5 protein-coding genes are annotated in these 8,782 nt (G+C 73.1%); all 5 read left to right on the forward strand.

Features of this window, described 5'->3' with window-relative positions:
- The first annotated feature begins 37 nt into the window (after positions 1 to 37).
- The gene (locus ACWGST_RS12870) at positions 38 to 1,009 is read left to right on the forward strand and encodes an AAA family ATPase (protein WP_452047062.1); all 972 of its coding nucleotides are present in this window, start codon (positions 38 to 40) and stop codon (positions 1,007 to 1,009) included.
- On the forward strand, positions 1,006 to 2,328 hold the full coding sequence (locus ACWGST_RS12875) for a DUF58 domain-containing protein (protein ID WP_452047063.1): 1,323 nt from the start codon (positions 1,006 to 1,008) through the stop codon (positions 2,326 to 2,328). Before ACWGST_RS12870 ends, ACWGST_RS12875 begins: the two co-directional genes overlap by 4 nt.
- On the forward strand, positions 2,325 to 4,781 hold the full coding sequence (locus ACWGST_RS12880; protein WP_452047064.1) for a transglutaminaseTgpA domain-containing protein: 2,457 nt from the start codon (positions 2,325 to 2,327) through the stop codon (positions 4,779 to 4,781). Before ACWGST_RS12875 ends, ACWGST_RS12880 begins: the two co-directional genes overlap by 4 nt.
- Positions 4,778 to 5,386 carry a zinc-ribbon domain-containing protein gene (locus ACWGST_RS12885; protein ID WP_452047065.1) on the forward strand — a complete coding sequence of 203 codons (609 nt, stop codon included), beginning with the start codon at positions 4,778 to 4,780 and terminating at the stop codon, positions 5,384 to 5,386. Before ACWGST_RS12880 ends, ACWGST_RS12885 begins: the two co-directional genes overlap by 4 nt.
- A 163-nt stretch (positions 5,387 to 5,549) precedes the next feature.
- Positions 5,550 to 8,480 (forward strand): FtsK/SpoIIIE domain-containing protein, encoded by a 2,931-nt coding sequence (locus ACWGST_RS12890; RefSeq protein ID WP_452047066.1) that lies wholly within the window; start codon positions 5,550 to 5,552, stop codon positions 8,478 to 8,480.
- Positions 8,481 to 8,782 lie beyond the last annotated feature (302 nt).

The following is an 8,782-nucleotide window of genomic DNA, read 5'->3' on the forward strand; positions in this document are numbered from 1 at the left end:
ACCGCCGATCCGTGAGAATCGCCGAGAAGGAGCCGAGATGACCATGACCCCCGAGGAGGCGGCGCGGTTCGCCGCGACGCTCGACCGGCTCGTCGGCGCGGTCGAAGAGGTGCTGCTCGGCAAGAACCGGGTGATCCGGCTCGCCTTCACCGCGTTCCTCAGCGAGGGCCACCTGTTGCTCGACGACGTTCCGGGCACCGGCAAGACGTCGCTCGCCCGGGCGATGGCGCAGTCGATCGACGGCATGAGCAACCGCGTGCAGTTCACGCCCGACCTGCTGCCCGGCGACATCACGGGCGTCACGGTCTACGACCAGCGCTCGGGCGTGTTCGAGTTCCACCCGGGGCCGGTGTTCGCGAACATCGTGCTCGCCGACGAGATCAACCGGGCGAGCCCGAAGACGCAGTCGGCGCTGCTCGAGGTCATGGAGGAGGGACAGGTCACGGTCGACGGGCAGACGCATCCCGTGGGCCACCCGTTCATGGTCATCGCGACGCAGAACCCCGTCGAGCAGGCCGGAACCTACCGCCTGCCCGAGGCCCAGCTCGACCGCTTCCTCATGCGCACCTCGATCGGCTACCCCGACCACGCGTCGACGATCCGCATCCTCGAGGGCGCCGACCACCGGGCGCACGAGCAGCGGGTCACGTCGCAGCTCGCCGCCGACGAGGTCGTCGAGATGGCGGCCTCCGCCCGCACGGTCTACGTCGACCCGACCATCCACGACTACGTTTCGCGCCTCGTCGACGCCACCCGCACCGCCCGCGAGGTGCGGCTCGGCGTGAGCGTGCGAGGGGCGCTCGCCCTCATTCGTGCAGCCAAGACGCACGCCGCGGGGCGCGGCCGTCACTACGTCGTGCCCGACGACGTGAAAGCACTCGCCGAGCCCGTGCTCGCCCACCGGTTGATCCTCGACCCCGAAGCGGAGTTCGACGGCGTGACGGCCTCGAACCTCATCGCCCAGGTGCTGATCGAGACGCCGCCGCCCTCGACCAGGCAGGCGGTGTGACGCTCACCCAGACCCGAACGACGATCCCCGAGGAGGCCAGGAAGGCCGGCCTGCTCGCGGTCGTCATCGGGCGCGCCGTCGGGGTGGCACGCAGTGCGGCCGCGGCGATCGCGCAGGCGGCGCGATCGGTGCGCGGCGTCGTCACTCCGCTCGGTTGGGCGGTCGTGATCGCCGCGATCGTCGCCCTCGCGGCCGGCTACACCTGGGGTCTGCTCGAGCTCATCGCACTCGGGTGGGGGCTCGCGGTGCTTGCGGCCGCGGCATCCGTCTGGCTGATCGGTCGCGGCGCGGGAACGATCCAGCTCGTGCTGCCCTCGCCGCGGGTGGTCGTCGGCGAGCCGGCCGAGGCGCGGCTCATCGCCGCGAACCCGGGTCGCCGCCGGTCCGGCGGCGTGCAACTCGAGCTGCCCGTCGGTCGTCGCATCGTCGAACGCGTGCTGCCGGGGCTGCCGCGAGGGGGAGTGTTCGATGAGCAGTTCGGCATTCCGACCGAACGCCGCGGCATCGTGCCGGTCGGCCCCGCGCGCACCGTGCGGGCCGACCCGATCGGCCTGATGCGACGTGAGTTCGTGTGGTCGGAGACCGCCGAGCTGCACGTGCACCCGCGCACGGTGCCGATCAATGCGCTCAGCACTGGCTTCATCCGCGATCTCGAGGGCACGCCGACACGCGACCTCACGGCGAGCGACATCGCCTTCCACGCCCTTCGCGAGTACGTGCCGGGCGACGATCGGCGATTCATCCACTGGCGCAGCTCGGCCAAGACCGGCACCTTCATGGTGCGCCAGTTCGAGGAGACCAGGCGCAGCCGTCTCATGGTGCTGCTCGACCTCGATCCCGGCGCCTACACCGACGAGGCGGAGTTCGAGCTCGCGGTCGGTGCCGCGGCATCCGTCGGTTCGCGGGCGATCCGCGACGCGCGAACGGTGTCGTTCGTGATCTCGGGCCGACAGCAGAGCGCGCGAGACGGTCGCAGCGCCATGCGCGAGCTGCCGACCGTCTCGCGCGACCGGCTGCTCGACGCCCTGTGCGTCGTCGAGACCGACCCCGCAGCGGTGATGCTGCCCGATGTCGCCCGAGCGGCGGCCGAGACCCTCGCCGGCGTCTCGCTCGCCATTTTCGTGACCGGCACCGCGCGCGGTGTCGCACCGCTCCGCGCCGCGGCGACGCGGCTCCCGCCAGGGGTCGAGACGATCGCCGTGCAGTGTTCGCCCGAGGGCGAGGCGAGCGCGCGCACGATCGCCGGCCTGACGGTCTTCGGCATCGGCTACCTCGAAGACCTCCGCGCCATGCTCGCAAGATCGGCGTCGGTCGCATGAAGAACCGGATCCCGGCGGGCGCGCGACGGTTCGGGCCGACCGTCGTCACGGTCGTGCTCGTCGTCGCGATGCTCGCTGCGGCGATGGTGCCGTGGTGGCCCGTCTACGAGAGCCCGGCGTTCGTCGTCGCCGCGGCGATCGCCATCGGCGCGGGCGTCACGATCGGGGTCGTGGGCGCCCGGTTCCGGCTGCCGACCTGGATCGTCGTGCTCGCGGTGTTCGGCGCGTTCGTAGTGCTCGGCGTGCCGGCTGCGGTGCCCGGTCGGGCGATCGGCGGCCTGCTGCCGAGCCCCTCGGGGCTCGTCGAGCTGCTGGCCGGCGCCGCCCTCTCGTGGAAGCAGCTCGTCACGATCTCGGTGCCGGTCGGCTCGTACCAGGCGCTGCTCGTGCCGCCGTTCCTGCTCGGGCTGATCGCCGCGACCGCCGCCATCACGATCGCGCTGCGCAGCCGGTGGCCCGCCGCGGCGGCGCTGCCGCCGGCCGTGCTGCTCATCGCGGGCATCGCGCTCGGGGTCGTGCACTCCGCGCTCGCGGTCGAGGCGGGCGTGGCGTTCCTCATCACGGGGGTGGCGTGGCTCGTGCGGGTGGCGATCGCCGACCGCCGCGCGATCACTCGCGGCCGAAAGGTCGAGGCGGCGCTCTCGGATGCGCGCCGGGTGCTCGGGGCGTCGGTGCTCGTCGCGATCGCGGTCGTGGGGGCGACCGCGGCATCGGTCGCCGTGCCGGTGCCGCCGCGCAACGTCGTACGGGCCGAGCTGCAGCCGCCCTTCGAACCGCGCGATCACGACAGTCCGCTCGCCGGGTTCCGCGCGGCGTTCCGTGACGGGGTCGCGGACGAGCCGATGCTCGAGGTGCGCGGGCTGCCCGACGGCGCCGGTGTGCGCATGGCGACGCTCGATTCGTACAACGGCATCGTCTACACGGTCGGCGGCGCAGAGGGCGAGTCGGCGTCGGGTCGGTTCACGCGGGTGCCGTATCGGCTCGACCAGTCGGGATTCACCGACGATTCCGAGCGGCTCGACATCGAGGTCGAGGTCGACGGGTACTCCGAGGTGTGGGTGCCGGGCGTCGGTCGCCTCGAGCGCATGGTGTTCGGCGGGCCGCGTGCCGAGACGCTCACGGAATCGTTCTTCTACAACGACCTCACGAGCACCGGGGCGGTGCAGGGCCCGCTGCAGACCGGCGATCGGTATACGGCGGTGTCGGTGGTGCCGATCGATCCGGCCGCGATCGGCGCGCTGAAGCCCGGCACGAGCGTGCTGCCTGCGGCGCCCGAGCTGCCCAAAGACCTTGCGCGGCTTCTCGACGAATGGGCACCGGCGTCCGACGATCCCGGCGTGCGGCTGCAGGCCGTCGTCGAGGGATTCCATGCGAACGGCTTCGTGAGCCACGGCCTCGACGGCGAGACGGCGAGCCGCTCGGGCCACTCGCTCGATCGACTCGCCGAGCTCGCCACCGAGCGGCCGATGGTCGGCGACGGCGAACAGTACGCCGTGGCCGCCGCGCTCATGGCACGGCGCATCGGGTTTCCGGCGCGCGTCGTCGTCGGCTACCTGCCGGGTACGGCCGAGGCCGAGCGCGCGGCCGCGGATGAGCGCGCGGCTGAGGCTGAGCGCGCGGGCGGCGCTGGTGAGGCTGCGGGGGCGCCGGGCGGGCCTGCGGGGTCGGGTGACGAGGCCGGGTCGACCGGCGGGGCGGCCGGGTCGTCGAGTGAAGCGGATGCCGCGGGCGAGCCGCTGCCCGACGGTGTCACCCGTTTCGTCAGCGGCGACAAGCAGGCCTGGATCGAGGTGCAGCGCGCCGACGGCGCCTGGATCGCGGTCGACCCGAATCCCTCGCCGCGCGAGATCCCTCCGCGCGAGCCCGACCAACCGACGGTCGTCTCGCGGCCGCAGTCGGCACTGCCGCCACCGGCGGAGCGCACACCGGTCGACGACCTCGCGAAAGAGCCCGAGACCCCGCCCGACGACCCCGACGACCCCGCACCTGCCTGGCTCCAGGCGCTGCTCGGTGTGCTTGGCGTCGGTGGGCTCGTGCTCGCGGGCCTGGCCATCCTCGCCAGCCCGTTCCTCGCGATCATCGTCGCGAAGCTCCGGCGCCGACGGGTGCGTCGGCGGGCGCCGACCGCCGTCGAACGCATCGAGGGCGGCTGGCAGGAGTTCGCCGATTCCGCCGCCGACTACGGGTACCCCATCCGGTCGACTGCGACGCGGGCCGAGCAGGCGGCGACGGTCGGCGGCCTCGCGCCGCTCGTGCTGGCCTCCGTCGTCGACCGCTCGATCTTCGCGCCCGACGGCCCCGCCGAGGGCGACGACCTCCGCGTGTGGGAGTCCGTCGACGAACTGCAGCGTCGACTCGGCGAACCGCGATCGCTGCGCGAGCGGCTTCGGGCGTCGGTCTCGCTGACCTCGCTCGGCGGGTACGCTGTGACCCGGAGAGGAGCGCGTTCGTGAGATGCCTGATCTGCGGAGCAGAGCTGCCCGATGGGGCGATGTTCTGCGGTGAATGCGGCAGCTCGACGAGCGCGACCCCCGAGTCGCGGCGGCGACCCGATCCCCGGCCCGGCGACACGACCGTGTTCGAGCGCCCGCTGCGACGCAACAGTGGCGTCATCAGCATTCCCGTCGACGGGTTCCGTGCGGCGACGGCCATCGAGTCGGCGGATGTCGCGGGCGGCATGCGACCCGCGCCTGCCGCGCCGACTGCGCCGGCGGCACGGGCGACGGCGGTCGCCGCTCGATTCACTCTGGCGTTCAGCACCGGCGAGACGCGCATGGTCTTCGGCACCGGCCTGATCGGCCGACGACCGCTGCCGCAGCCGGGTGAGGTGTTCGACCACCTCGTGCAGATCGCCGATCGCTCGCTGTCGGTCTCGAAGACGCACCTCGAGTTCGGCGAGCACGACGGCACCTTCTGGATCGCCGACCGGTTCTCGGGCAACGGCACGATCGTGCGCCGGCCCGACGACGGTGCGGTGCGGTGCGAACCCGGTCGGCGCTATCTCGTGCCGCGCGGCAGTCGGGTCGAGCTCGCCGAGCAGTTCTTCGTCGTGGCCTGAGTTCGTCGCGGGCTGCGGTCATCGTGGCCTGCGTTCGCCCTAGGCAGCACCCCTCGTGACCTCGGGCTCGCGACAGCTCCTCCACAGGCGACGGTACGGCACGGTTGTGCACAGAACAGCGTCGGCACGGCCGACGGGTGCCACCGTGTGGTCTGATCGCAGCGTGGACCGCTTCGAAACCGCCCCCGATTCGCTCGACACGCCGCTCGCGCTGCCCCCGGCGGCGCCGGAAACCGCCCGAGCGGGGTTTCCCCTGATCGCATCGATCGCGCCCGTGATCGGGGCGCTCGCCCTCTGGGCGATCACGGGCTCGCCGTTCTCGCTCGTGTTCGCGGCACTCGGCCCGCTCGTCGCGATCGCATCGATGGTCGATGCGCGTCGCTCGGCGCGCCGACAGCGCGTCCGCGCGGCGCACGATCGACGACGTCTGCTCGATGAGCTCGCCGTCGAGATCCGCGAGCGTCACGAGCTCGAGCGCCGGGCCGCGTGGCGTCGATCGCCGTCGTCGCGCCGGTTGCTCCAAGAAGCGGATCACTCTGCCTGGCGCGATGGCGCACCGCCGCCGCCGCTCGTGCTCGGCCGCGGGGCGGCCGCCAGTTCGCTCAGGGTCGACGGCACACCGATCGACGAGGCGGACCGAGCGCTGCTGCTCGAGGCGGCCCGGCTCGACGACGCCCCGATGCTCGTCGGGTCGGCCTCGGGGGTGGGGTTCGTCGGCGAACTCCACCTGGCACGAGCGGCGGCGCGAGCCTGCGTGGTGCAGTTCGCCCATCATGCGCATCCGAAGCGATTCACGATCGTCGGCCCGACGGCGAGCAGCGGTGCGGCCGGGTCGGACGGGCCGTGGGCGTGGCTCCAGGGGCTGCCGCATTCGGGCGGTCCCGTTCGCGACGGGCTCGTCGTCGTCGATCGGGCCGCCGGGTCGGCGTCGCAGGCCGGCGAACGGCAGCTCGCCGTGGTCGCGGTCGCGGGCACGGCGTCGGAGTTGCCGCCGGGACTCGGCGCGGTCGTCACGGTCGGGGCTCCCGGTTCCGCGAGCATCGCCCGCCACGGCGGCACCGCCGCGACCTCCATCGTGCCGTCGCTCCTCGGCGCAGCCGAGGTGGTGCGCTGGGCCGACTCGGCTGCGGCTGCGGCCGAGCGGGCGGGTATCGGCGATCGCTCGGGCGAGCTTCCCGCGCGCGTGCTGCTCGACGAGCTGCGCGGGCCGGCGGGCGAGCTGCGCGGGCCGACCGACGGGGCGGTCGCCCGATCGGGCCTCGCCGTCGCCGTCGGGCTCGGGGTCGGCGAGGTGGTCGAGCTCGACCTCGCGCGCCATGGCCCCCACGCCCTCGTCGCCGGCACGACCGGCAGCGGCAAGAGCGAGTTCCTCCTCGCCTGGATCGTCGCACTCGCGGCGGCCCATCCGCCGTCGAGCGTCTCGTTCCTCCTCGTCGACTTCAAGGGCGGCGCGGCCTTCGAGCCCGTTCGCGGGTTGCCGCACGTCACCGGCATCGTCACCGACCTCGACGAATCCGAGGCGGAACGCGCCGTGCGCAGCCTGCGGGCCGAGCTCACCCACCGCGAGAGCGTGCTGTCGGCTGCGGGGGCGAGAGACCTCGCCGAGCTCGATCCCGCTGTGGTGCTCGCGCGCCTCGTCATCGTGATCGACGAGTTCCAGGCGATGATCGAGCGCTTCCCCGACCTCGGTGCGGTGGTCGGCGACATCGCCGCGCGCGGGCGATCGCTCGGCGTGCACCTCGTGCTCGCCTCGCAGCGGCCCAACGGCGTCGTTCGCGAACAGGTCACGGCGAACTGCGCGATCCGCGTGTCGCTGCGGGTGCTGCAGCGCTCCGACAGCGAGGCCGTGGTCGGCACGCCCGCGGCGTCCGAGATCCCGCCGGGCATGCCGGGGCGCGGCGTGATCGATCGCGGCGACGGGGTTCCCGTGCTCTTCCAGAGTGCGATCGCCGTGCCCGAAGCGATCGAGGGGGTCGCCGCGGCATCCACCGGTCTCACGCCGGCGCGACGACCTTGGCTCGACCCGCTGCCGCCTCTCATCGCCCCAGGAGCCGTCGCCGCCCTCGTCGGCGAGCTGCCCTCGGGGGCCGAAGCGGGCTTCGGCGTCGTCGACGAACCCGATCGGCAGCGACGCAGTGTCGCGCGCTGGTCGCCCGACCACGACGGTGCACTGCTCGTGCTCGGGGCGCCCGGGAGCGGACGCAGCACCGCGCTTGCCGCGATCGAGTCGGCAGTGAGCGGCATCGGGTCCGCCCCCGTCCTGCGACTCGCCGGGCGGCGAAGCGCGGTCTGGGACGCGCTCGTCGCCGCGCAGACCGCCGTGCGAGGCGGCGGCGACCCGCCCCGACTCCTGGTGATCGACGATCTCGACACCGGTTTCCGGGCGTGGCCCGAAGAGTACCGGCACACCGCGTTCGCGATGGTCGAGTCGGTGATCAGGGAGGGACGCGCACGCGGGGTGGCCGTCGTCGCAGCCGCGACGCAGGTGCAGGCGCTCGGCGCGGGGCTGCGCGACGCGTTCGGCTCGCGTCTGCTGCTTCGCCACTCGACGCGATCAGACCTCGTGCAGGCCGGTGGGCGCGGCGAACTCTGGCGGGCGACGGATGGCCCGGGGTCGGGGCAGTGGCACGGTCGCCGGGTGCAGGTGGTCGACGCGGAACCCGGCCCGGCCCCGGTCGCCTCGCCGACGTCGGTGCTCGAGCTGCATCCCGGCCGCATGTACGCCGTCGTCTCGACCGCACCGCGCGCGGCTGTTGCGGCGATCAACGGAATCGGCCGCCCGGCGCTGCTCCTCAGCGCGGGCGGCGAGACCGCCGTTCGAGCCGCCGTCGCCGGCCTCGGCGATGACGGGTCGCCGCCCGTGATCGTCGGCGACGGCGAGGCATGGGCGGCGAGCTGGTCGCTGCAGGCGTCGATCCGTGAAGACGCCGTGCTCGTCGTGCACGGCGGCCAGACCGAGTACCGCGCGATCGTGCGCGGCCGCGAGCTGCCGCCGCTGCTCGACGACGCCGGTCAATGCTGGGTGATCGAGCCCGGCGACGAGCCGCAGCGGGCGATCTGGATCGCCGGGCCGCGCCACGGAGTCCGCCGCTGAGCTCGCCACTGAATCGGTCGACGAATCGAGCAAGAAGTGCTGATTCCGCATGAGTTGGTCACAGAAATTAACGATTCGGACATCTTCGAGTGATTTCCGCCCGTCAGTGTGGCAGTATCTTTCCACCCTTGCAGTGCAGCAATTGAAACGGAGTCCCCCGTGAATCGACGCCCCCTTCCCCAAGATCCGATGATGCGAGCGCTCATCGCGCAGGCGCGCCAAGTGCAGCTGAATCGTCGCACCCTCCTCGCCGGAGCCGGGGCCGGCGCGACCGCGCTCGCGCTCGCCGCGTGCTCCACGGG

Source organism: Agromyces sp. NPDC055520 (genome assembly GCF_053619715.1).

Bases quoted from the DNA above. Each gene is read 5' to 3' on its own strand.
- ACWGST_RS12870 (WP_452047062.1), top strand. From the start codon at position 38: ATGACCATGACCCCCGAGGAGGCGGCGCGGTTCGCCGCGACGCTCGAC.
- ACWGST_RS12880 (WP_452047064.1), top strand. From the start codon at position 2,325: ATGAAGAACCGGATCCCGGCGGGCGCGCGACGGTTCGGGCCGACCGTC.